Source organism: Bradyrhizobium betae, from assembly GCF_008932115.1.
Taxonomy (GTDB): Bacteria; Pseudomonadota; Alphaproteobacteria; order Rhizobiales; family Xanthobacteraceae; genus Bradyrhizobium; species Bradyrhizobium betae.
Genome location: NZ_CP044543.1, coordinates 5,590,819 through 5,611,160, shown reverse-complemented (window position 1 = coordinate 5,611,160; position 20,342 = coordinate 5,590,819). Strand labels below are relative to the sequence as shown.

Sequence of the window (20,342 nt, the reverse complement as noted above, 5' to 3'; positions counted from 1 at the left end):
TGGCTCCTTCTAGATCGGGAGCGCCACGGGCGAAGACACATCCAAACGTGTCGACCAGCACAATGCCGGGGCCTACCTGGGATACACATACTCGCGACGGCCGGTCGTGCTTGTTTGGTCGGAATATTTCGATCGGATCACCGATGGGATCGCGGCCGAGAGACAGCTCAAAGGCTGGAGCCGCGCCAAGAAGGAGGCGCTGATCCTTTCGGATTGGAAGGCTGTCAGCCAGCTAGCACGGCGACGCGCTGGATCGACGAAGTCGACAAGTTAGGCTCTGCCGCAACATGCGGGCCGTGCATCCTTCGAGGCTTGGCCCGCGCTGCTACGCAACGCGAGCCGCGCACCTCAGGATGACGGGTCTTGCGGCGCAGGAATACCCCAAGCGCCTACTGCCGCCTGGGCGTCACTGCCGGCTTCGGCTGCTCGGGCGGTGGCGGCGGAGCGGCGGCTGGTGCGCTGTTGCTGGCGCCGAACAGCACGCGGGTCGGGTTGCGATCGAAATTGTTCACGGCGCGGCTGATATCGCCGAGCGTGCGGCGGCCGTCGGACATCAGAGCGCCGGAGCGCTTGTCGAAATCGTCGGCGAGCTCGCGGATCGACTTCACCGCCTGGAACAGCTCGCCGCCGTCCTTGCCGCCAGCGAGCGTGTTGAGGCCGAGCATGAGGCTGTCGGCCTTGAGCACTACGCCGTCGACCTTGGCCATCACGCCGTCGATCTTCTCGGAGTTGCGGGCGAGCGAGTTGGTGAAGGTCTCGAGGTTCTTCAGCGAATTCTTCACCGATTCCTGGTTATCGGCCACGATCCTGTTGATGTTCTGGAGCGTGCCGCGGATCGCCTCGGTGACGTCCTGGAGCTTGTTGGGATCAGCCGTCAGCGTCGGGATGCCGTCCTGATCGAGCGCCGGCGGCGGAGCGGCTTCGTCACCCCCCTTGAGAGAGATCGCGGCGACGCCCGTGAGTCCCTGGAATTCGAGGCCGACCAGGGTGTCCTTGCGGATCGGGGCGTTGTTCTCGATCATCGCGAGTGCGACTACCCGCCGCGGGTTGTCCAGCTTCACCGAGACCACCTCGCCCACCCGGATACCGTTGAAGTTGACGCTGCCGCCGTTGCGCAGGCCCGCCGCCGGGCCCTCGAACACGACGCGCAGGGGGCTGCGCTGCTTGGTGGTGTGCAGCGACTGGAACCACAGCACGAAGCCGATCGCCGCGGCGATCACCGCCAGCGTGAACGATCCGATCAATACGTAATTCGCCCGCGTTTCCATCAGCTACTCCGGCACCCTCAGCCCATCACCGCGCGAGCGCGCTTGCCATGGAAATATTGCCTCAGCCAGGGATGCTGCGAGGCCTGCATGTCGGCGATCGACCCTGCCGCAATGATCTTACCGTTCCCTAAAACGGCGATGCGGTCACATGCTGTGTAAAGGCTGTCGAGGTCGTGCGTTACCATGAAAACAGTCAGCCCCAAAGTGCGCTGGAGCGTCCTGACCAGCTCGTCGAAATCGCCGGCGCCGATCGGATCGAGGCCCGAGGTCGGTTCGTCGAGGAAGACGAGGTCCGGATCGAGCGATAGCGCGCGGGCGAGTGCGACGCGCTTGATCATGCCGCCGGACAGTTCCGACGGAAAACGCTCGGCGACCTCCGGCTTGAGGCCGACCATGGTCAGCTTGGCCATGGTGATCTCGTCCATCAGCCGCTGCGAGACGCGTAAGTATTCGCGCATCGGAAACTGGATGTTCTGCCGCACGGTGAGCGAGGAGAACAGCGCGCCCTGCTGAAACAATACGCCCCAGCGCCGCTCGACGTTGCGGCGCTGCGATGTGTTGGAGGAATCGAGGTCGACGCCGAACACCTCGATGCTGCCCGCAATCTTCGGCACGAGACCGATGATGGTGCGCGTCAGCACCGACTTGCCGGCACCGGAAGGGCCGACGAAGCCGAGGATCTCACCGCGCCTGACGTCGAGGTTGAGTCCGTCGAGCACGCGCGCCGCGCCGAACTGCACGGTGATGCCGCGGACGCGGATGATAGGGCTCTGGATCCCGTTTTGAACGTCTTGCGCCATCGTCACATCCCGATCGCGGCGAAGAAGATGGCGAACACGCCGTCCATGACGATGACGAAGAAGATGCCTTTCACGACGGACGACGTCGTGTGCTGCCCGAGCGATTCCGCGCTGCCCTGCACGGCGAGGCCCTCGACGCAGGCGACGATGCCGATCACGGCGGCCATGACCGGTGCCTTGACGATGCCGACGATGAAATGATCGATCGAGATGGCGTCGCGGAGCCGCAGCAGGAACGCCTCGGGCTGAACGCCGCCGTAGAGCCAGGCGACGAGACCGCCGCCATAAAGCGCGGCCATCGCGCCGAGGAACGCCAGGATCGGCAGCGCCAGCACCAGCGCCAGCATGCGCGGCAGCACCAGCACCTCGATCGGGTCGAAACCCATGGTGCGCAGCGCGTCGATCTCCTCGCGCATCTTCATCGAGCCGAGCTCGGCGGTGTAAGCGCTGCCCGAGCGGCCCGCGACCATGATAGCCACCAGCAGCACGCCGATCTCGCGCAGCACCAGCACGCCGAGCATGTCGACGACGAAGAGATCGGCGCCGAAGCGGCGGAAATGGAAGATGCCTTGTTGCGCGATGATGCAACCGATCAGGAAGGTGATCAACACCACGATCGGCACGGCGCGCCAGCAGACCTGCTCGAGGTGATGCACCGTCGAAGTCAGGCGGAACGAACGAGGGTGGATCAGGGTGCGCGCACCGGCCGCCAGCACCGCGCCCAGCATGTCGATCAGGCCGGCCACGGTGCCGCCGACGCCGGCCACGGCGCGGCCGATCTGCTCGAGCATGCCGGTGATGGTGATGTTGCCGCGGTCGATGACGGGCGTCGCCCGGACCCGGCGCACCTCGTCGACCAGGCTCGAATAATTGGCGGAGAGACCCGCGATCTGCGCCTCGACGGCGCCCTGGGTCAGGCTGCGGCGCAGCCGCTCGATCAGCCAAGCGCCGAACGTGTCGAGTTTGGCGACCTCTGAGACGTCGATGAAGATATTCTGCGAACCGCCGGCAAGCTTCTCCGCGTCGGCCACCATCCGCTCCAGGACCGGCGCGAAGCTCGCGGTCCAGGTTCCGGTGGCGCAGAGGGCCAGCGCATTGCCTTTCGCAATCCGTTCCAGCTTCGGATCGCCAGTCAAGATGTCCGCTCCCGTGCCGGCGCGGAGGAAATCAGATGGTTGCACACACGCCCTTGCCCAGAGAAGCTATCCCCAACTGGTTAATGTTAGTTGCTACAGGTAACCAGCAGGTTCAGATTTCGCCAGAGTTCAAAATGACTTCCAGCAAAGTTCCGGCGCTTCGGGCGCGAATCGAGCGCTTTCCCATCGCCGGCAGTTTCACCATCAGCCGGGGCGCCAAGACCGAAGCCGTCACGGTCGTGGCCGAAGTCAGCCGGAACGGCCTCGTCGGCCGCGGCGAATGCGTGCCCTACCCCCGCTATGGCGAGACGCCCGAGGCGACCCTCGCGGCCATCGAGGCCATGCAGGCGGCCGTGGCCGACGGTATCACCAGGCAGGCCCTGCAAGCCGCCATGCCGCCAGGCGCGGCCCGCAACGCGCTGGATTGCGCCCTAATCGACCTCGAGGCCAAGGCGGCGGGCCTGCGGGCCTGGAACTTGCTCGACCGCCCGAGCCCGGGCGAGCGCACCACCGCCTACACGATCTCGCTGGGCACGCCCGAGGCCATGGCAGCGGCGACCGCCAAGGCGGCGCACCGGCCGCTGCTCAAGATCAAGCTCGGCGGCGACGGCGATCCGGAGCGGATCGCGGCGGTCCGCAAGGCCGCCCCCGAATCCGAGCTGATCGTGGACGCCAACGAGGCCTGGACCGAGGCGAATCTGGAACGGAACCTTGCCGCCTGCGACGCCGTCGGCGTCACCCTGGTGGAGCAGCCGCTACCATCAGGCAAGGACGACGCGCTGGCGCGGATCAGGCGGCCGCTGGTGGTCTGCGCAGACGAGAGCGTGCACGACCGCCACTCGCTTGCCCCCTTGCGCGAGCGCTACGACGCCGTGAACATCAAGCTCGACAAGACCGGCGGCCTCACCGAGGCCCTCGCAATGGCCGATGCCGCGCAGGCGCTCGGCTTCGAGATCATGATCGGCTGCATGGTCGCGACATCGTTGTCGATGGCCCCCGCCATGCTGGTGACGCCGCAGGCGCGCTTCGTCGATCTCGACGGCCCGCTCTTGCTGGCGCGCGATCGTGATCACGCGCTGCGCTATGACGACAGCCTTGTCTATCCGCCCGATGCTTCGCTGTGGGGATGAGCGTTGAGCCGATGCCGCGCCGACCAGATCACAAGCGCACCGGAAGCGGCCATCGCGGCCATGACGTAATAGAGGCCATCGCCGATGCGGGCGTAGATCGCACCTGAGGCGATCGACGTTGCCGCGCCGAGCAGCCCGTTGCACGCGGCGTAATAGCCCTGCCCCCGCGCGATCTGATGCGACGGCACGCGCTGCACCAGCAGGCTCATGGTGCCTAGGATGTTCATGCCGAAGGTCAGGCCGTGGCCGAGCTGCACGATCGCGAGCAACGCGAGCGGCGGCTCGTTGGCGGTGACGACCCAGCGCAGCACGGCGCTCACCCCGCCGATCGCCATCAGCGTGGACGGATGCAGCGAGAAGCGCGGCGACAGCGCGAACACGACGATCTCGGCGATCACGCCCAGCGTCCACAGCCCCGCGATGGTCAGCCCACCGAGACCATGGAGCTGCCAGCTGATGGCCGAGAAGGTGTAGAAGGCGATGTGACTGCCCTGGATCAGTGCGGCCGAGACGATCACCGCCCAGAAGCCACCATCGCGCAGCAGCGCCTTACCCGTCGGCGGCCCGGCGGCCCTCCGCCTGACATCGTCGAGCGGCTGCAGCAGCAGGCTGGCGAGGACCGCAACCACCGCCCACGCGACGATCACCCAGATCAGGTCGCGCGCGGCGATACTGTCGGCGAGGTAACCGCAGGCGAGCGAGCCGGCGGCGAAGGCCGCCGAACCCCACAGCCTCAAGGGTCCGTAATCGAGCCCGTAACGGGCGACGCCGCGCAGCGCGTAGGCATCGGTGAGCGGCATCGTCGACGTCCACAGCATGCAGGTCAGCGCATAGATCAGGAACAGCGCCAGCGGCGGCTGCTGCAACCCGATCGCCGTAAAGCCGATCGCCGTCGCCAGCACCGACAGCATCATGGCGGTGCGAATCGCTTGTCGCTTTTCGGCAAAGGCCGTGATTTGCGGCAGTGTGGTGAAGCGCGTGATCGCGGGCAGTGCGTTGATGAGGCCGATCCAGGACGCGTCGATTCCGATCGCCTTCAGCCAGAGCGGGAAGAACGGCATATGCGTGCCCGACACGGCAAAGATGGCCGCGTAGAACAGAGCGAGGCTCACGGCGAATCGCCGCTTCACGGACGCAGCGATGGGGATTTGTGATTCGGGCGGCATCAAACCAATTGCGATTCGGTCGATATCGTGGTGATCGTTACAGTAACGCGCAGTGATTTGCGCGACGAGATTGACATGGCCAACGAAGCATTCGCCCTCTCGCCTATGTCTGCCCGCGCGGCCGAGCCGAACGAGCAGGATTACGACGCGATCCGCGAAGCCTTCCTGGAGACGGCGCGCGGCCGCTGGTTCCTCGGCGAATACGCCAAGCGCAACCGCAATGCGGACACCCGCATGGTGCTCGATGCGGTCGCGAAAATTGAAGAAACCCTTGCGGCACAGCGACAACCCGTCGTCGAGGACCGCCTGCCCGAGGCGCTGGTCGAGATCCGCCGCGCGATCCACGAGGCCGAAACGAGCGCGGTCGCGGCGTTCGATCCCGCGGCGATCGAGGCGAGCCGCGCCGCGATCCCGCGCGGCGTGCGCATCATCAAGGAGATCTCCTGGCGCTGGCGCGAGATCGGCGCCGACGGGCGAATCTGCGACCTCATCGATTCGCAGCTCGCCTCCATCGAGGCCGCCTGCGCGCAGATTTCGACGATCGATCCCCGCGTCGAGCTCAAGGCCGCATTCGATCTGCTCAAGGATCGGGTCGGGCAGCTTGATGCGGACGGCGACACAGCGCCGCAAGCGGCGGCAGCGCGTCCCGCGCCGGCGCAGGGAGCGCCTGTTGCTGCGGCTGAGGCGGTCGCGGCCTCGCCTGCCGCGATGGCGAGCGAAGCCCCCGTGGTTTTTACGGAGACGCCGCAGCCGATCGACCAGGCTCCGGAGCCGGAGACAGCCGACGCTGCCGAAGCATTCGCGATTGCCGAGCTGGCCATGGACGCCGACGTGGCGCCGAAGATCGTCGCCGACAGCGAGACTGCGTTTGAAAACGCCGTGCTCGAAGAGCCCACCGAACCCGCCGCCTTCGCGCAAGTCACCGACGAGTTCGCGCTCGATGCCGCCGCGGAAGCCGAGGACGAGGCCGTGCTCGAGGCCATCGCGCGGGAGATGGCCGCGCCCGATCCGGAGTTCGACGAGATCATCGACCCCGTCGAGATCGAGATCATCGAACCCGCCCAGATGGCAGCGCCCGTTCCGGAGCCGGTGGTTACGGAGGTCGCGACGCCGATCGCGCCGGAGCCCGTCGCCGCGCAGGTCGTGGAGCAGCCCGTAGAGGAAGCGCCCATCGCCATGGAATCGCTGGCGCGCCTCACGAGCGCCATCGCGGAGGCCGCAGCCGAAGTGATGGAGCAGCCGGCCATGCCGATGGCAGCCGCGGCAACATTCGGAGCGACGCAGAGCTCGACACTGCCGATGCCCTCGCCGGTCCCCGAACCTTCGCTCGGTGCCAGCATCCTCGCCAGCGGCATGTTGCAAAAGCCCCGCGCAGCGAACGATCCGCTCGCGCCGATCCGCCGCATGACCCAGGCCGAGAAGATCGCGTTCTTCTCGTAAGGGGGCGTTGCGCACTCGCTCTCGTGTCCCGGACGCGCAGCAACGCCCTCAGCGTTGCTGCGCAGATCCGGGACCCAGCGGGCGGCGAATTCCTCTGCAGCATGGGCCCCGGCCCAGCAGCGCATCGCTGAAGAAGCGCTGCGCTGCGTCCGGGGCACGAGGCCGGGATACGGCGCAGGCTTTCGCTTCACCGTACCGACGGCGCGTTCAGCCGCTCACCCGCAGTTCCACACCGCGCCGATCGGCGTGCGCGTCCAGCACGGGCCGAAGCTGCCGCCATTGTAGCGACCGCCGCCGAAGCCGGGCCTGCCGAAATAGTGCCAGTCGCCATCCCAGCCGTAATATTGCGGAACCGGATCGATGTACCAGTGGCGGCGGTCGCTGCGCGACATGCGCCGCATCGCTTCCTTCTGCTTGTAGAGCGGAATGCTGTTGCTCAGCGGCTGACGATAGCCGGGCAGGAAGCCGTAGCCATGAAAGGCCTGCTTGGGGCGTTTCTGGATTGACGCGGCGGGCGCGACAGCCGACAGCAGAGACAGAACGACGGCAACAATTAGACACATGAAGCGAGACATGGAGAGACCATAGCCAGTCGATTACAGCGAGGCCACTCAAATTCGAGTGCGGGGTTCTGCCAAAATAGACTTCGAGCCAATTGACGACATCTGCCCACAGTTGATCCCGAAGAGCCGAGGGCTGTATCGTGGAGTTCAAAAGCGACCATATTGGGGGGAAGCAGTGCGGCGGGCCTTGATCGGACTTGGTGCTTCACTGCTGTTCGTGTCGATGGCCAACGCAAAATGCATCGGGCCTAGCTACGGAGTAAGTCTCGGCACGGAATTGAGTATCCACAGGGACAGCGACGGCTCCCCGTGCCGCCACAATGTAGGAAGCAGCCGTGACCCGATCTACGGGATCAACGTGAGATCGAACCCGAAGCACGGTTCCCTGACTGTTGTACAACGTTTGACTATCGTCTACCGCCCAACCCCAGGATTCAAAGGTGATGACTCCTACAGCTTTCAATGGGTCGGCAAGCAAGGTGGCACGACACCAAGCGCCATGACAATCAACGTGAGCGTTAAAATCAGATAGAAGGATGCAAAGCGTCCCCTCAGCTGATCACGCCCTTGCGGATCAGGAAGCAGCCATAGCCCCTGCTGTCGCCGACCTGCACGACACCAAAACCCGCAGCCGCCGCGAGATAGAAATCCGGGCGCGTTAGCTTGCCTGGAGTGACCGGCCGGCCGGCGGCGCGTTCGATCTCCGCCATCACCGCGCGCTGCACGTCGGGTACGCGATCGGGATCGTCGACCGGCACCATCACGCGCACCGGGTCGGGATCGAAATCATCGAGCGGGTAGACCGACATGACGGCGCGGATCGCGGTCTCCATGCTGATGCCCGGCAATTGGATCAGGCGCTGCGATGTCGTGCTCCGCGCGATCCGCGTCGCCGGGTGATTGGCATCGACGAAAACGAGATCGTCGCCGTGGCCCATGGAGGCGAGCAGCCAGAGCAGGTCGGGCGTGAGAATGGGATCGATCGATTTCAGCATGTGACGGCATTTCTCCCGAAGGCGTGTCGTTGGCCGGCGACACCGGCGGTTCAGCATAGCAGGTTCCAGGCGTGATTCAGATCACGCAGCCCCTCATGGTGATGGCGATCACGGACCACGGGCTCGAACGCGGCCAGGCTTGCCCGCAACCAATCTCGCATCGAGATCAGTGCCAGAGGAGCACGCCATGTTCCGCCTAAAGCCTTTCCTGATGACGGCCAGCCTGCTGGGAAGCCTGTTCGGCTTCGCCTGCGGCCCAGCTTCCGCGCAAGTCGCCCCGGTCGAGCCGGCCCCGACCGCGCTGCAAGGCCCGGAGCAGCGGGTCGCGCTGGTGATCGGCAATTCGAACTACCAGAACGCGCCGCAGCTCGCCAACCCCGACAACGACGCGCAGTCGATGGCGCAGTTCCTGAACTCCGCCGGCTTCGAAGTGGTCGCCGCGACCGATCTCGGCCAGAACGACATGCTTCGCGTGGTGCAGGATTTTTCGGCCAAGGTGTCCGCGCGGGGCCCCAATACCGTGGCGATGATCTACTACGCCGGTCACGGCGTGCAGCTCGCCGGCGAGAACTACCTCGTCCCGGTCGACGCCAAGGTCTCGAACCCGACCGAGCTCGTCAACAACTCGGTGCGCCTGGTCGACGTGATGTCGACGCTGGAGACGATCCCGAGCCGGATGCGCATCGTCATCCTCGATGCCTGCCGCAACAATCCGTTCCCTGATGTCAACGACGCCGGCCGCGGCCTTGCGATCGTCGATGCGCCGAACGGCTCGATCGTCGGCTATTCGACCGCGCCGGGCGCCGAGGCGCAGGACGGCACCGGCGGTCACAGCCCCTACACGCAGGCCTTCCTGAACGTCGCGCGCGAGCCCAACGTGCCGATCGAGCAATTGTTCAAGCGCGTGCGCCTTCAGGTGAACCAGACCACGCTCGGCGCACAGATCCCGTGGGAGAGCTCGTCGCTGACCTCGGACTTCACCTTCTTCGGCGACACCGCGGTTGCCGCCAGCCGCGCGCCGGTGAATGCGCCTGTCGTGCAGATGGCCTCCAACCTGCCGAGCCGCTCGATGCGGCAGGCCTATGACTACGTCGTGTCCGAGGCACGGCCGGAGTACTATCAGGAGTTCATCCAGATGTACCCGCACGACCCGCTATGCGACCACGTCCGCTGGCTGCTCAACAACCTGCTGCTCACGCAGGCCTGGCACAAGGCGGTGCTCGCCAACTCGCCGCTCGGCTACAAGAATTTCTACGACAGCTACGGCAACACCCCCTACGCGCAAGTCGCGCTGAAGCTCGAGGCCCAGCCGAAGCAGATCCCGTTGATGCAGGCGACCAAGTTCCTGGCGCCGCAGAGCATCAACCCGACCTTCAAGATCGGCAATCTCGGCCAGCCGAAGTACATGCCGCAGCAGGGCAACGGTGGCGGCCAGATGGGCGGCAATTTGCCGGTCGTGCAGAAGTCCGGCGACAACAACGGCATCGGCAAGCTCGGCAATGGCGGCCAGATCATCAACCTGCCCTCCGGCAACAACCAGCAGAACGGCACGCCATCGCAGACTCCGGGCAAGATCGTCACCCTGCCCGCGCCGACCAACACGACCAACACCAATGGCGGCATCGGCAAGATCGTGACCCTGCCCGCCACCAACAACAACCAGAATGGCGGCAGCAACAATGCCGGCACGAGCACTGGCAATCCCGGCAAGATCGTGAGCATGCCGGTGAATGTCGGCAAGGGCGGCTCGACCGTCGACGCGAAGCCGGTCAACGTCCAGACGCAGAGCAACCCGATCCGCATCAACAACGGCGCGAGGATCAACAACAACCCGGTGAACAAGGTGCAGGTTCAGAACATCCAGCAGAACACCCGCCCGCAGCTCAACACGACCAACCGCATCGTCAACAACGGCGGCAACAACTTCCGCCAGTCGATGAACCAGTCGCAGGGCAACAGCGGCGGCAACAACCACCGCGGCGGCTTCATGCGCTGATCGCCACACGCGAAACGAAGAAGGGGCAGAGCGAAAACGCTCTGCCCCTTCTTCATGTCAGAAGCCCAGAAGCTTAGGCCACCAGCTCGGAAAACAAATCCGCATCGACATTGCCGCCGGAGAGCACGATCACCACGTTCTTGCCGGCCACATTGAGACGCCCGGCAAGCAGCGCGGCAAGGCCCACCGCGCCGCCCGGCTCGACCACGAGCTTCAGTTCGCGATAGGCGAACGCAACGGCCGCGCCGACTTCCTTGTCCGAGGCGGTCACGCCGCGCGCGAGCAGCTTGCTGTTGATCGCAAAGGTCATCTCGCCGGGAATCAGCGCCATCAGCGCATCGCAGATGGTGCGGCCCGCGGGCGCATGCGGCTCGCGATGGCCTGCGGTCAGCGACAGTCCGTGATCGTCGAACGCCTCGGGCTCGGCCACCACGATTTCGGCCAGCGGATAGCGCGCCTTCACCGCAGTTGCGACACCCGCGATCAGGCCGCCGCCGGAGGCCGGGGCCACCACGATGTCGGGGCTGAGGCCGAGCGCCGCCATGTCCTCCGCGATCTCGCGGCCGGCGGTGCCCTGCCCCGCGATCACGAAGGGATCGTCATAGGGCCTGACCAGCGTCGCGCCGCGCTTCTCGGCGATCCCGCGCGAGATCGCCTCGCGGTCGTCATTGTAGCGGTCGTACAGCACGACCTCGGCGCCGTAGGACTTGGTGCGCTCGCGCTTCGACAGCGGCGCGTCCGCGGGCATCACGATGGTGGCCTGCATGTCGAGGATCTTCGCCGCCGCCGCCACGCCCTGGGCATGGTTGCCGGAGGAGAACGCCACGACACCGCCGGCGCGCTTGTCCTGCGGGATCGAGGCGACCTTGTTGAAGGCGCCGCGGAACTTGAAGGAGCCGGTGCGCTGGAGCATCTCCGGCTTCAGGAAGACCTTGGCGCCGACGCGCTCGTTGAGCACGGGAAACGACAGCAGCGGGGTGCGGATGGCAAAAGGCGCGATCACGCGCGCTGCGGCATCGATGTCAGCAGAGCTGACCGGAAGAGGCTGTTCTGTCATCAGCAATTTGTATCCCGGCCAATGACGGCTGGGAAGACACATCCGCGACGGGAATCGGCCCCTCAGGCGACGAAGCGTGGCTGTTCCCCGCCGCTCCCGCCGGGCAGGACGGCGCCCACCGCCTTGATGCTATCGACAAACGCCCTGGCCGAGGCCTCCCAGGTGTAATTGGAGGCGAATTCGACGCAGTCCTGCCGGGAGACGTCGAGCGCCGCGAAGCAGGCGTTGCGCAGATCGTGATCCAGCGCCCCGACCGGCGCATCACCGATCACGTCGCGGGGGCCCTTGACCGGGAAGGCCGCCACCGGCAGGCCGCTCGCGAGCGCTTCCAGCAGGACCAGGCCGAAGGTGTCGGTCTTGCTTGGAAACACGAACACGTCGGCCGCCGCGTAGATGTCCGCCAGCTCCTCGCCGTGCTTCTGCCCGAGGAAGATCGCCTCCGGATAGGCTTCCTCCAGCGCGGCGCGCGCCGGGCCGTCGCCGACGATGACCTTGGTGCCCGGCAGGTCGAGATCGAGGAACGCCTCGAGATTCTTTTCCACCGCGACGCGGCCGACCGAGAGGAACACCGGTGCAGGAAAGCAGAGATCGATGGCGCGGGGGTGGAACAAGTGAGTGTCCACGCCGCGCGGCCACAGCACGACATTGGCAAAGCCGCGCTCGCCAAGCTCGCGGGCGAGCGCCGGCGTTGCCGCCATCACCGCGCGGCTGGGCGCATGGAATCGACGCAACGCGCGCCAGATCAGGGATTCCGGAACCGGCACCCTGGCGCGGATATATTCGGGGAAACGCGTATGGAAGCTGGTCGTGAACGGCAGCTTGCGCTGGCGGCAATAGCGGCGGACCATCAGGCCGATCGGCCCCTCGGTCGCGATATGGATGCTGTCGGGGCGCGCTTCCTCGATCAGCGCTGCGATTCGCGCCGGCCGCGGCATCGCGAGCCGCACGTCGCGATAGCTCGGCATCGCAAAGGTGCGGAACGATTGCGGCGTCAGGAACGTGAATTCGACGCCGAGCCCCTTGGCCGCATCAGCAAGCTTGGTCAGCGTCCGAACCACACCGTTGACTTGCGGGTGCCAGGCGTCGGTCGCGACCAGGATGCGCATCAGGCGGCCTCTGTCATGCAGCTCTGGCTGCTACCTGCGGAACGGCCGCAGGCTTTTGCGCGTGATCCGCCCAGGTGATGATCTCGAAATGGCCGTCGTCATGCTCGACCAGCGCGGTGCAGCTCTCCACCCAGTCACCGCAATTCATGTAGCGGATGCCGGCCTCGTCGCGGATGACGGCGTAGTGGATGTGGCCGCAGATCACCCCGTCGGCGTCGTGGCGGCGCGCTTCGGCCGCGAGCGCCTGCTCGAACGCGCCAATATAGTTGACCGCGTTCTTGACCTTCTGCTTGGCCCATTGCGACAGCGACCAATAGGGCACCTTGAACATGCGCCGGAAGAAATTGACGAAGCGATTCATCTGGATCGCGAAGTCGTAGGCCTTGTCGCCGAGATGGGCGAGCCAGCGCGCGTTCTGCACCACGAGGTCGAAGATGTCGCCGTGGATGACGAGGTAGCGCTTGCCGTCCGGGCCGGTGTGGACGGTGTTCTCGACGACGTCGATGCCGCCGAAATGCGTGCCGTAATAATTGCGCAGGAATTCGTCGTGATTGCCGGGGATGTAGATGACCTTGGCGCCCTTGCGCGCCTTGCGCAGCAGCTTCTGGACGAGGTCGTTATGCGATTGCGGCCAGTGCCAGCTCGATTTCAGCGCCCAGCCATCGACGATGTCGCCGACGAGATAGATCGTATCGGCGTCGTGATAGCGCAGGAAGTCCAGCAAAAGGTCGGCCTGAGAACCGCGGGCTCCGAGATGAACGTCGGAGATGAACAAGGTGCGAAAGCGCCTTTCAGGGCTCTCGTCACTCATATCGTAACTTCCCATGCGACAGCCTGTAACAATATCCCGTGACAGGGGGATGACCATTGAACCTTTGAGGCACCCTCAGATACGAATCAAACCTCGCCTCGCCCGTCCTGCGAATATCAGTCGCATGCGACAATCAGGCGACATGAAGCGGCAATGATCGTCCGCAAGAGCTCGGGAGCCACGGCCATGTTGGTTAACGGCGGTAGCCGCCACACCGCGCGAAGCCGGCGTCAGTAAAACTTGTGGAAATGATGGATCGGCCCGTGGCCGTGACCGACGCTGAAGCGATCGGCGGCCGCAATCGCCGCGCTGATCCAGGCCTTGGCGTTGCGCACGGCGCGCTCGAGGTCCTCGCCCCTGGCAAGCTCCGCCGCGACGGCCGAGGACAGTGAACACCCCGTGCCATGGGTGTTTCGGGTGGCGACGCGCGGCGCGGCAAGCACGATCGTCGTCTCCGCGTCGACGAGATAGTCGATGCTCTCGGCGCCCTCGCCGTGCCCGCCCTTGATCAGCACCGCACGGCAGCCGAGCGCGAGCAGGCGGCGCCCCTGGCTCTCGATCCCGGCCTCGCTGGTCGCAATCGGCTCGTCGAGCAGAGCAGCGGCTTCCGGCAGATTGGGCGTGATCACCGAGGCCAGCGGCATCAGCTTCTTGCGCAGCGCGTCGACGGCCTCCGACGCCAGCAGGCGGTCGCCTGAGGTTGCGACCATCACGGGATCGAGCACGATGTGGCGGGGCGTCCAGCGCGACAGCGCGGCCGCGATCGCATCGATGCTGGCGGCCTGCGCCACCATGCCGATCTTCACCGCGCCGACCTCGAGATCGGAGAACACCGCGTCGATCTGCGCGGTGACGAACTCCGCCGGCACCGCGTGAATGCCGGTCACGCCCCGCGTGTTCTGCGCCGTCAGCGCCGTGATGGCGGACGCGCCATAGACGCCGAGCGCGGCAAAGGTCTTCAGGTCAGCCTGGATGCCGGCGCCGCCGCTCGAATCGGAGCCGGCGATGGTGAGGGCCACAGGCGTCGTCATGGGGCGATTTTCCGCGTGTTCGGGGCCATGATCCGTCCTAGCGCGCAGACCCAGGGGCGACAAGGCTGCCAGCAAGTTCGCTTGCTAAATCCGGCCGGTTTTGGCCTATTAGCGGCCAGATATGCCTTCGGAGTGACTACAATGGTTCCTTTCTTCGTCCAGATCAAATGCAAGCTCGGCCAGTCCTATGCGGTCGCCAATGCGCTCGCCGAAGCCGAGATCGCCTCCGAGATCTACTCCACTGCCGGCCATTACGACCTGCTGGTGAAGTTCTACGTCCCCAACGACACCGACATCGGCCATTTCGTCAACGAGAAGGTGCAGGTGCTGCCGGGCATCCAGGACACGCTCACCATCATCACCTTCAAGGCCTTTGGTGCCAAGTGACGGCCCGGAATTGACGCCGGGCGCAGGTTGCGCCGCCGCTCGCCTGTGCTAGCGTCCAGCCACTGGAAATGAACCAAGTACCGAGTAAGTCATGGCTCTCACCACGTCGGTGCCGCTGCTGATCAGCCAGCAATTTGATAGTGAAGTGGTGCTCGCCAACTATCAGAACGGCGTCTATTACAACCTCGACGGCAGCGCCGCGCAAATCTGGCTCGGCCTCAAGATCAACCGAACGGTTGAGGAAATTGCAGGCGCCCTCGCCGCGGCGACCGGCGGCGATGTGCCCTCCATCACGCAACAGGTGCAGGCCTTCGTCGACAGCATGCTGGCGGAGGGCCTCATCGCCGAGGGCACCCCCGAGGCGCGCAGCGAGACCGCCATGGAGACTTGGTCTCCGGTGCTGGCGGGCGCATTCGTCGCCCCGGAATTCCAGCGCTTCGACAATCTGCGGGAGCTGTTGCTGATGGACCCCGTGCATGACGCCGGCGAGCAAGGCTGGCCGCTGCGCGAGACCTAAGAAAACTAGATGAAAGCTAGCGGCTTCATCCGGCAGGAGATCGCGAAGATCTTCGCCAGGCCATCGGAGCCGATCGAGGCGCACGCGCGCTGCGGCCCGTTCGGCTTGCGCCTCGGATTTGCATCACAGGAATTGGCCGGCATGTTCCTGCCGGCCTATATCCAGAGCACGCCGGGTCATGTCGATCTCGAGCTGCGCTTCATCACCGCTGATCATCATGATCTCTCCGCGCTGGTGCCGGAGGCCGCCGAGAAACCGCGTCTCTTGATCGAGGACGGCATCTATTCGGTTTGGCAGCCGGCCGTCATCCCCGTGCTGTACGCGGTCGACCTTGCGGCAAAGCGCGGCATCGCCTGGCTGCCGAAGGGCGAGGCGCCGCCCTGGATCCGTAGCCGTCCCGCGATCTCGCTGATCCATGCCATGATGCATGAGACGCCCTGGTGCGCGGTCCATGCCGCGGCCGTCGGCGGCGACGCAGGCTTCACGCTGCTCGCCGGCGAAGGCCATAGCGGCAAGACCACCGCGGCGCTGGCCTGCGCCAAGGCCGGCTGGCTTTACGCGGGCGACGACTTCGTCGCGGTCAACAGCGCGACCGGCCGGATCGAACCGCTGTTCTGCTCGGCGCGGCTGCGCCCCGCCCTGATCGATACGTTTCAGGACTTCATCGGCAAGACCACCGCGGTCTCCGACTTCAACGGCGAGCCGCGTCATGAGCTCAGCCTCGCCGATCTCGGCGAGCGCATCGGCGGCGGCAGCTTGCGCGCGACCTTCATCCCGCGCCGGCGCGGCGCTGCGACGCCCGAATTTACCGCGGCCAGGCAATCGGATGCGTTTCGTGCGCTGCTGCCGACCACGGCCTATGAACTGCCGGGATGGCCGAACGAGATCGCCGACAAGGTCGCGAAGATCGCTGGACTCGCGCCGGTGTTCTTCGCCGACACCGGCACCGCGCCGATGGAGATTCCCGCGGCCTTTGCCCGCCAGCTCGACCAGCTCTGAGGCCGCATGCGCGTCTCCGTCGTCATCGCCGCCTACAACGCGCAAGCCTACATCGCCGAGGCGATCGAAAGCGTGCTCGACCAGACGGTCCCGCCGGGCGAGGTCATCGTCATCGACGACGGATCGACCGACGGCACGCGCGGCGTTCTCGACCGCTTCGGCGACCGCATCGTCGCGCTCACGCAAGGAAACAGCGGCCAGTCCGTCGCCGTCAACAAGGGCCTCGCGCTGGCGCGCGGCGAGCTGATCGGCTTCTGCGATGCGGACGATCTCTGGACGGCGCGCAAGCAGGAGCTTCAACTGGCGCTGCTCGAACGCGACAGCGCGCTCGACGCCGTGTTCGGCAAGGTGCAGCAATTCGTCAGCCCCGACGTGCCGGAGCAGCAGCGCGCGCGCCTCGCACCGGCCGTCGAGATCATGCCGGGCGAGCTGAAGCAATGCATGCTGATCCGGCGCGCCGCCTTGATGCGGATCGGCGCGTTCGACGAGACGCTGCCCGCGACCTTCTTCATCGCCTGGCTCGGCCGCGCCAAGCAGAGCGGGCTCAAAACCGCGCATGTCGACGACATCGTCGTCCGTCGGCGGCTGCATCAAGGCAATGGCGGCCGCATCCATACGGACGCTCAAAATCTCCAGACGCTGATGGCGCTGCGCAAGGCCATCAAGGCGCAGCGCCCGCCGGAGTGAACACCGGCACGCCGTTGACCGAGACCGATTTCACGAACAGTCCGAGCAGCCGGTGGTCGATCGAATGGCCGTTGTCCATCGGGCGACGCATGTCCAGCATCCGCAGCGCGACGACGATTTTCCGCTTGTCCTTGCCGAGGATGCTTGCCTTCAGTGCGACCCTGAACGGCATCGGATCCTTGCGCCCGGCGGTGATCTGCAGCACCTCGCCGCCGGCATAGGCGGCGAAGCGAAAGCGCTCCGTGCCCGGCGGCAGGAACGGGATCACCGCGAGCTCGACGTCGGCTAGCGCCTGCGACTGTCCGTCGACCGGCACGTCGATGACCGCGAATTGCTGATCGGTCCAGCGTCCCTCGTCCTCCGGAATCGAGAATCCCTGCCCGAACCAGACGTCCTTGCCTTGCAGCGGATGCGGCGCGCGCGCCGCCCGCTGCCAGACCCGCTTCAGGATCGCGTCCCGAAACAGAGGAAAATGCACGGCACTGGCATCGAACGCGGCGGCGGCAGCGCCCGGCAGCCTCAGCCAATCCCCGCCCCGGAACGGGCTCTTGAACTGCGCGCGCAGGGCGGCAAAGAAGGCCACCCAGAAGTGCTGCCATTGCGAGCGCTGCGCCCACGGTACCGCGCGAATGGCGATCTCGACGGATTTCCCGGGCGGGCCGTAGCGCCACAACTCATCGACCAGACCATCCGGCACGAGCTCCGGCATCTCGCGCGCGACGACGTCGAGCAATTGCGCTGCGAACAGGCTGCCATTGTAGCGCGTCACGATCGAACGGAAGCGATCCCAGTCGACCTTGCCGCCGGCGCTCTCCAGAACATGCACGACCTCGAGCGCTCGGGAGACCATCTCGCTCTGATCGGCCGGCTCCGGACGCATCGCCGCGATCGCCAGATGCTCGGCGAGCCCGGGGATCAGCACCTCGTGCGTCAGCAGCGTCGCCGTCTCGGCGGTGCTGAACAGCTCCTCGGTCAGGCTCTCGTCCTCGAGCCAGAACAGCGCACGCCAATGCAGGTCGATGGACCGGCTGAAACCGGCCCGCGACATCGCAACTGCGTGGATATCGCGGTCGAAATCGGACTCCGAGAACAGCTCGACCTTCATGCCGTGGCTGCGGAACGAGGCCTGCCTCAGCACGTCGATGGCACGTTTCGCCTGGGAGCGCCTGACCAGCAGATCGTAATCTCCGGTCATGCGCTTGGCCATGTAGCTCTCGTCGCGCGCGAACAAGGCGCCGCCCTTGATCAGCTGCGAGGCGATGCCGGCTTGCTTCAGCGCCGCGCCGGCCGCGACGACGTCGCGCACCCGCGTCGCGTTCGACAGCCAGACATGCTTGACGACGCCGCGCATCCGCCTGGTGTCGGCATCCGTAATTCCGGCCTTGTCGGCGGTGGCGACGAGCAGCGGCATGGTCCGGTAGACGACCTCGTCGGCGGCATCCAGCGGCTCTGACGCACGCCAGGCCTGGTAGGCGTCGACGGCGGTCTGGCCGTGCCCGAGCGCAGCCCGGAACAGCATCAGAAAGCGCGGCCTCAGCGCGTCGGGCAGTTTCGATGTCATCTCATCCGAACGGTTGAGGTGACGGGGCCAGATTCGTCCAGCCGGTAAAATCAGGTGTCAAAACGATCAGCCGCAATCGCGCAAAGACCCGACACCCCATCGTAACGCACTTCCAATTCACAAACCGGCAGCGACAACGATGAGGTCGCCCCCGCCGCGTGTCAATTGGAAAGGGCATGCCTCAGCCGCCACCCGCCTTGCGTTTGGGCGGCGTCGGACCATCGACCGGCGGCAGCGACTTGAGATAGGCGGCCATCGCGGCGCGGTCCTCGCGCGTGAGCTGCGCCAGGTTCTTGATGACCGGGCGCATCGCGCCCGATGCGCTGTCGCCCTCGGGCATGTCGCCGGTCTCGAGGAAGTCGGCAATATCTTTCTCGCTCCACGCGCCGATGCCCTTCTGGGTGATGTTCGGCACCCAGCCCTCGCCGTCCGGATTGGGACCGCCGGCGAAGCGCTGCGAGGTGATGATGCCGCCTAAGAAATTGCGCGGGCTGTGGCATTCGGCGCAATGGCCGAAACCGTTCACGAGATAGGCGCCGCGATTCCATTGCGGCGAGCGCGATGCATCCGGCGCGAACGGTTTGCCGTCCATGAACAGCAATTTCCAGATGCCGACATTGCGGCGGATGTTGAAAGGAAACGGCAAATCGTGATCGCGCACCTTGCCCTGCACGGCCGGCAGCGTCTTCAGATAGGCGAACAGATCGCGAAAATCGTCGACGTCAGCCAGATGATAGGACGTGTAGGGGAATGCCGGGAAGTAATGCGTGCCATCCGGTGAGACGCCCCGTATCGCGGCGTTGACGAAATCGGCTTCGCTCCAGCGGCCGATGCCGTCGACCGGATCGGGCGAGATATTCGGCGCATAGAACGTCCCGAACGGCGAGCCGAGCGGCAGTCCGCCGCCGAGCCGCAGACGATCCGGCTGGTTGGGTATCGCATGGCAGGATGCGCAGCCGCCGGCGTTGAACAGCTCCTGCCCGTTGGCGAGATTTGGCGCGCGCGCTGTCACAGGCAACGCCAGCGCGGCCGGTGCCGTCAGCCACCAATAGACGCCGAAGGCTGCGAGGGCGGCGATCAGCACGGCAAGAATTGTTCGTCGCAGCATTGAAAATGTTCCATCAGGACAGGTCGAAATTACGGATCATCCCGCGCCCGCTCCAGCCACGAATAATTTAGATGGTTTGACCGGAATGCGGGAATAAACTCGCAAGCGCACTGTTTGCAGGTTGACCGCAATCAGATGTCAACAGGGAGAGATCGATGAACAAAGCCATTTATGCCACGCTGGCGCTCGGAGCCGCCGTCGCATTCGCAAGCCCCGCCAGCGCGGAGAAGCTGAAGGCGACGCTGGACGGCAAGTCCGAGGTGCCCGCGACCACCAGCAGCGCCACCGGAACGGCCGACCTGGACTATGACGCCGCCAGCAAGAAACTCTCCTGGAAGCTGCGCTATTCGGGCCTCTCCGGCCCCGCCACCGCCGCGCATTTCCACGGCCCCGCCGAAGCCGGCAAGAACGCCGGCGTCGCGATCCCGATCCCGGGCGCAGCCACCAGCCCGGTCGAGGGCTCGGCGACGTTGACCGACGCGCAGGCCGCCGATCTGCTCGGCGGCAAGCTCTACGTCAACATCCACACCGCAGCCAACCCGGGCGGCGAGATCCGCGGTCAGGTGACGAAATAAGCTCATAAC

22 protein-coding genes are annotated in these 20,342 nt (G+C 65.7%); 10 read left to right on the top strand and 12 right to left on the bottom strand.

Translation table 11 applies throughout. The features are described 5' to 3' along the window. Window positions 1-13 precede the first annotated feature (13 nt). Window positions 14-274: a GIY-YIG nuclease family protein gene (locus tag F8237_RS26925; protein ID WP_244626160.1), complete on the top strand. Its 261-nt coding sequence runs from the start codon at window positions 14-16 to the stop codon at window positions 272-274. A gap of 115 nt (window positions 275-389) precedes the next feature. Here F8237_RS26925 and F8237_RS26920 read toward each other — a convergent pair whose 3' ends face one another. From F8237_RS26920 to F8237_RS26910, 3 genes are read right to left on the bottom strand one after another with little or no spacing between them, the layout of a single operon-like run. Then, a complete protein-coding gene (locus F8237_RS26920; protein ID WP_151649253.1) occupies window positions 390-1,268 on the bottom strand; it encodes an MlaD family protein in 879 nt (292 codons plus the stop codon). 17 nt (window positions 1,269-1,285) lie between these two features. Then, window positions 1,286-2,068 carry an ABC transporter ATP-binding protein gene (locus tag F8237_RS26915; RefSeq protein WP_162006233.1) on the bottom strand — a complete coding sequence of 261 codons (783 nt, stop codon included), beginning with the start codon at window positions 2,066-2,068 and terminating at the stop codon, window positions 1,286-1,288. A 2-nt stretch (window positions 2,069-2,070) separates the two neighbouring features. Beyond that, entirely contained in the window at window positions 2,071-3,204 is a 1,134-nt protein-coding gene (locus tag F8237_RS26910; RefSeq protein ID WP_151649251.1) for an MlaE family ABC transporter permease, read from the bottom strand. A gap of 134 nt (window positions 3,205-3,338) precedes the next feature. On the opposite strand from F8237_RS26910, the gene dgcA reads away from it, so the two are divergent. Beyond that, window positions 3,339-4,334 (top strand): N-acetyl-D-Glu racemase DgcA, encoded by a 996-nt coding sequence (gene dgcA / locus F8237_RS26905; protein WP_151649250.1) that lies wholly within the window; start codon window positions 3,339-3,341, stop codon window positions 4,332-4,334. Here the strand turns inward: dgcA and F8237_RS26900 are convergent. Continuing rightward, on the bottom strand, window positions 4,304-5,500 hold the full coding sequence (locus tag F8237_RS26900; protein ID WP_151649249.1) for an MFS transporter: 1,197 nt from the start codon (window positions 5,498-5,500) through the stop codon (window positions 4,304-4,306). The genes dgcA and F8237_RS26900 overlap by 31 nt on opposite strands. A 75-nt stretch (window positions 5,501-5,575) precedes the next feature. Between F8237_RS26900 and F8237_RS26895 the strand changes: the two genes are divergently transcribed. Next, complete coding sequence (locus F8237_RS26895) at window positions 5,576-6,940, top strand: hypothetical protein (RefSeq protein ID WP_162006232.1); 1,365 nt, start codon at window positions 5,576-5,578, stop codon at window positions 6,938-6,940. 215 nt (window positions 6,941-7,155) lie between these two features. Here F8237_RS26895 and F8237_RS26890 read toward each other — a convergent pair whose 3' ends face one another. After that, the gene (locus F8237_RS26890; RefSeq protein WP_151649247.1) at window positions 7,156-7,515 is read right to left on the bottom strand and encodes a hypothetical protein; all 360 of its coding nucleotides are present in this window, start codon (window positions 7,513-7,515) and stop codon (window positions 7,156-7,158) included. Window positions 7,516-7,726: 211 nt separating this feature from the next. Between F8237_RS26890 and F8237_RS37480 the strand changes: the two genes are divergently transcribed. Beyond that, on the top strand, window positions 7,727-8,035 hold the full coding sequence (locus tag F8237_RS37480; protein ID WP_374761635.1) for an Ig-like domain-containing protein: 309 nt from the start codon (window positions 7,727-7,729) through the stop codon (window positions 8,033-8,035). 19 nt (window positions 8,036-8,054) lie between these two features. Here the strand turns inward: F8237_RS37480 and F8237_RS26885 are convergent, their stop codons facing one another. Further along, a complete protein-coding gene (locus F8237_RS26885; RefSeq protein WP_151649246.1) occupies window positions 8,055-8,498 on the bottom strand; it encodes an RbsD/FucU family protein in 444 nt (147 codons plus the stop codon). Window positions 8,499-8,685: 187 nt separating this feature from the next. Here F8237_RS26885 and F8237_RS26880 point away from each other — a divergent pair, with 187 nt between their 5' ends. After that, window positions 8,686-10,494: a caspase family protein gene (locus tag F8237_RS26880; RefSeq protein ID WP_162006231.1), complete on the top strand. Its 1,809-nt coding sequence runs from the start codon at window positions 8,686-8,688 to the stop codon at window positions 10,492-10,494. A gap of 73 nt (window positions 10,495-10,567) precedes the next feature. Here the strand turns inward: F8237_RS26880 and F8237_RS26875 are convergent, their stop codons facing one another. The 4 genes from F8237_RS26875 to thiD form a co-directional block, all read right to left on the bottom strand. Continuing rightward, window positions 10,568-11,551: a threonine/serine dehydratase family protein gene (locus F8237_RS26875; protein WP_151649244.1), complete on the bottom strand. Its 984-nt coding sequence runs from the start codon at window positions 11,549-11,551 to the stop codon at window positions 10,568-10,570. Between the two features lie 62 nt (window positions 11,552-11,613). Beyond that, on the bottom strand, window positions 11,614-12,657 hold the full coding sequence (locus F8237_RS26870; RefSeq protein ID WP_151649243.1) for a glycosyltransferase family 4 protein: 1,044 nt from the start codon (window positions 12,655-12,657) through the stop codon (window positions 11,614-11,616). A 13-nt stretch (window positions 12,658-12,670) separates the two neighbouring features. Continuing rightward, a complete protein-coding gene (locus F8237_RS26865) occupies window positions 12,671-13,483 on the bottom strand; it encodes a UDP-2,3-diacylglucosamine diphosphatase (protein WP_151649242.1) in 813 nt (270 codons plus the stop codon). 215 nt (window positions 13,484-13,698) lie between these two features. After that, window positions 13,699-14,499 carry a bifunctional hydroxymethylpyrimidine kinase/phosphomethylpyrimidine kinase gene (gene thiD, locus F8237_RS26860; RefSeq protein WP_151649241.1) on the bottom strand — a complete coding sequence of 267 codons (801 nt, stop codon included), beginning with the start codon at window positions 14,497-14,499 and terminating at the stop codon, window positions 13,699-13,701. Between the two features lie 141 nt (window positions 14,500-14,640). Here thiD and F8237_RS26855 point away from each other — a divergent pair, with 141 nt between their 5' ends. From F8237_RS26855 to F8237_RS26840, 4 genes are all read left to right on the top strand, one after another. Continuing rightward, window positions 14,641-14,886, top strand: coding sequence for an Lrp/AsnC ligand binding domain-containing protein (locus F8237_RS26855; RefSeq protein WP_151649240.1), 246 nt, complete (start codon window positions 14,641-14,643; stop codon window positions 14,884-14,886). Between the two features lie 91 nt (window positions 14,887-14,977). Continuing rightward, complete coding sequence (locus F8237_RS26850) at window positions 14,978-15,403, top strand: PqqD family protein (protein WP_151649239.1); 426 nt, start codon at window positions 14,978-14,980, stop codon at window positions 15,401-15,403. 9 nt (window positions 15,404-15,412) lie between these two features. Continuing rightward, window positions 15,413-16,402 carry a hypothetical protein gene (locus F8237_RS26845; protein WP_151649238.1) on the top strand — a complete coding sequence of 330 codons (990 nt, stop codon included), beginning with the start codon at window positions 15,413-15,415 and terminating at the stop codon, window positions 16,400-16,402. A 6-nt stretch (window positions 16,403-16,408) separates the two neighbouring features. Continuing rightward, a complete protein-coding gene (locus tag F8237_RS26840) occupies window positions 16,409-17,089 on the top strand; it encodes a glycosyltransferase family 2 protein (protein WP_151649237.1) in 681 nt (226 codons plus the stop codon). On the opposite strand, the gene F8237_RS26835 is transcribed toward F8237_RS26840, so the two are convergent. Together F8237_RS26835 and F8237_RS26830 are read right to left on the bottom strand one after the other, a co-directional pair. Continuing rightward, entirely contained in the window at window positions 17,064-18,650 is a 1,587-nt protein-coding gene (locus F8237_RS26835; RefSeq protein ID WP_151649236.1) for a nucleotidyltransferase family protein, read from the bottom strand. The genes F8237_RS26840 and F8237_RS26835 overlap by 26 nt on opposite strands. A gap of 181 nt (window positions 18,651-18,831) precedes the next feature. After that, window positions 18,832-19,758 (bottom strand): cytochrome c, encoded by a 927-nt coding sequence (locus F8237_RS26830; RefSeq protein ID WP_151649235.1) that lies wholly within the window; start codon window positions 19,756-19,758, stop codon window positions 18,832-18,834. A gap of 155 nt (window positions 19,759-19,913) precedes the next feature. Between F8237_RS26830 and F8237_RS26825 the strand changes: the two genes are divergently transcribed. Next, the gene (locus F8237_RS26825; protein WP_151649234.1) at window positions 19,914-20,333 is read left to right on the top strand and encodes a CHRD domain-containing protein; all 420 of its coding nucleotides are present in this window, start codon (window positions 19,914-19,916) and stop codon (window positions 20,331-20,333) included. The last annotated feature ends 9 nt before the right edge of the window (window positions 20,334-20,342 follow it).

Bases quoted from the DNA above. Each gene is read 5' to 3' on its own strand.
- dgcA (WP_151649250.1), top strand. From the start codon at position 3,339: ATGACTTCCAGCAAAGTTCCGGCGCTTCGGGCGCGAATCGAGCGCTTT.
- F8237_RS26845 (WP_151649238.1), top strand. From the start codon at position 15,413: ATGAAAGCTAGCGGCTTCATCCGGCAGGAGATCGCGAAGATCTTCGCC.
- F8237_RS26835 (WP_151649236.1), bottom strand. From the start codon at position 18,650: ATGACATCGAAACTGCCCGACGCGCTGAGGCCGCGCTTTCTGATGCTG.
- F8237_RS26830 (WP_151649235.1), bottom strand. From the start codon at position 19,758: ATGCTGCGACGAACAATTCTTGCCGTGCTGATCGCCGCCCTCGCAGCC.
- F8237_RS26895 (WP_162006232.1), top strand. From the start codon at position 5,576: ATGGCCAACGAAGCATTCGCCCTCTCGCCTATGTCTGCCCGCGCGGCC.
- F8237_RS26915 (WP_162006233.1), bottom strand. From the start codon at position 2,068: ATGGCGCAAGACGTTCAAAACGGGATCCAGAGCCCTATCATCCGCGTC.
- thiD (WP_151649241.1), bottom strand. From the start codon at position 14,499: ATGACGACGCCTGTGGCCCTCACCATCGCCGGCTCCGATTCGAGCGGC.
- F8237_RS26875 (WP_151649244.1), bottom strand. From the start codon at position 11,551: ATGACAGAACAGCCTCTTCCGGTCAGCTCTGCTGACATCGATGCCGCA.
- F8237_RS26880 (WP_162006231.1), top strand. From the start codon at position 8,686: ATGTTCCGCCTAAAGCCTTTCCTGATGACGGCCAGCCTGCTGGGAAGC.
- F8237_RS26855 (WP_151649240.1), top strand. From the start codon at position 14,641: ATGGTTCCTTTCTTCGTCCAGATCAAATGCAAGCTCGGCCAGTCCTAT.
- F8237_RS26825 (WP_151649234.1), top strand. From the start codon at position 19,914: ATGAACAAAGCCATTTATGCCACGCTGGCGCTCGGAGCCGCCGTCGCA.
- F8237_RS26890 (WP_151649247.1), bottom strand. From the start codon at position 7,515: ATGTCTCGCTTCATGTGTCTAATTGTTGCCGTCGTTCTGTCTCTGCTG.
- F8237_RS26870 (WP_151649243.1), bottom strand. From the start codon at position 12,657: ATGCGCATCCTGGTCGCGACCGACGCCTGGCACCCGCAAGTCAACGGT.
- F8237_RS26900 (WP_151649249.1), bottom strand. From the start codon at position 5,500: ATGCCGCCCGAATCACAAATCCCCATCGCTGCGTCCGTGAAGCGGCGA.
- F8237_RS26920 (WP_151649253.1), bottom strand. From the start codon at position 1,268: ATGGAAACGCGGGCGAATTACGTATTGATCGGATCGTTCACGCTGGCG.
- F8237_RS26865 (WP_151649242.1), bottom strand. From the start codon at position 13,483: ATGGGAAGTTACGATATGAGTGACGAGAGCCCTGAAAGGCGCTTTCGC.
- F8237_RS37480 (WP_374761635.1), top strand. From the start codon at position 7,727: ATGGCCAACGCAAAATGCATCGGGCCTAGCTACGGAGTAAGTCTCGGC.
- F8237_RS26885 (WP_151649246.1), bottom strand. From the start codon at position 8,498: ATGCTGAAATCGATCGATCCCATTCTCACGCCCGACCTGCTCTGGCTG.
- F8237_RS26840 (WP_151649237.1), top strand. From the start codon at position 16,409: ATGCGCGTCTCCGTCGTCATCGCCGCCTACAACGCGCAAGCCTACATC.
- F8237_RS26850 (WP_151649239.1), top strand. From the start codon at position 14,978: ATGGCTCTCACCACGTCGGTGCCGCTGCTGATCAGCCAGCAATTTGAT.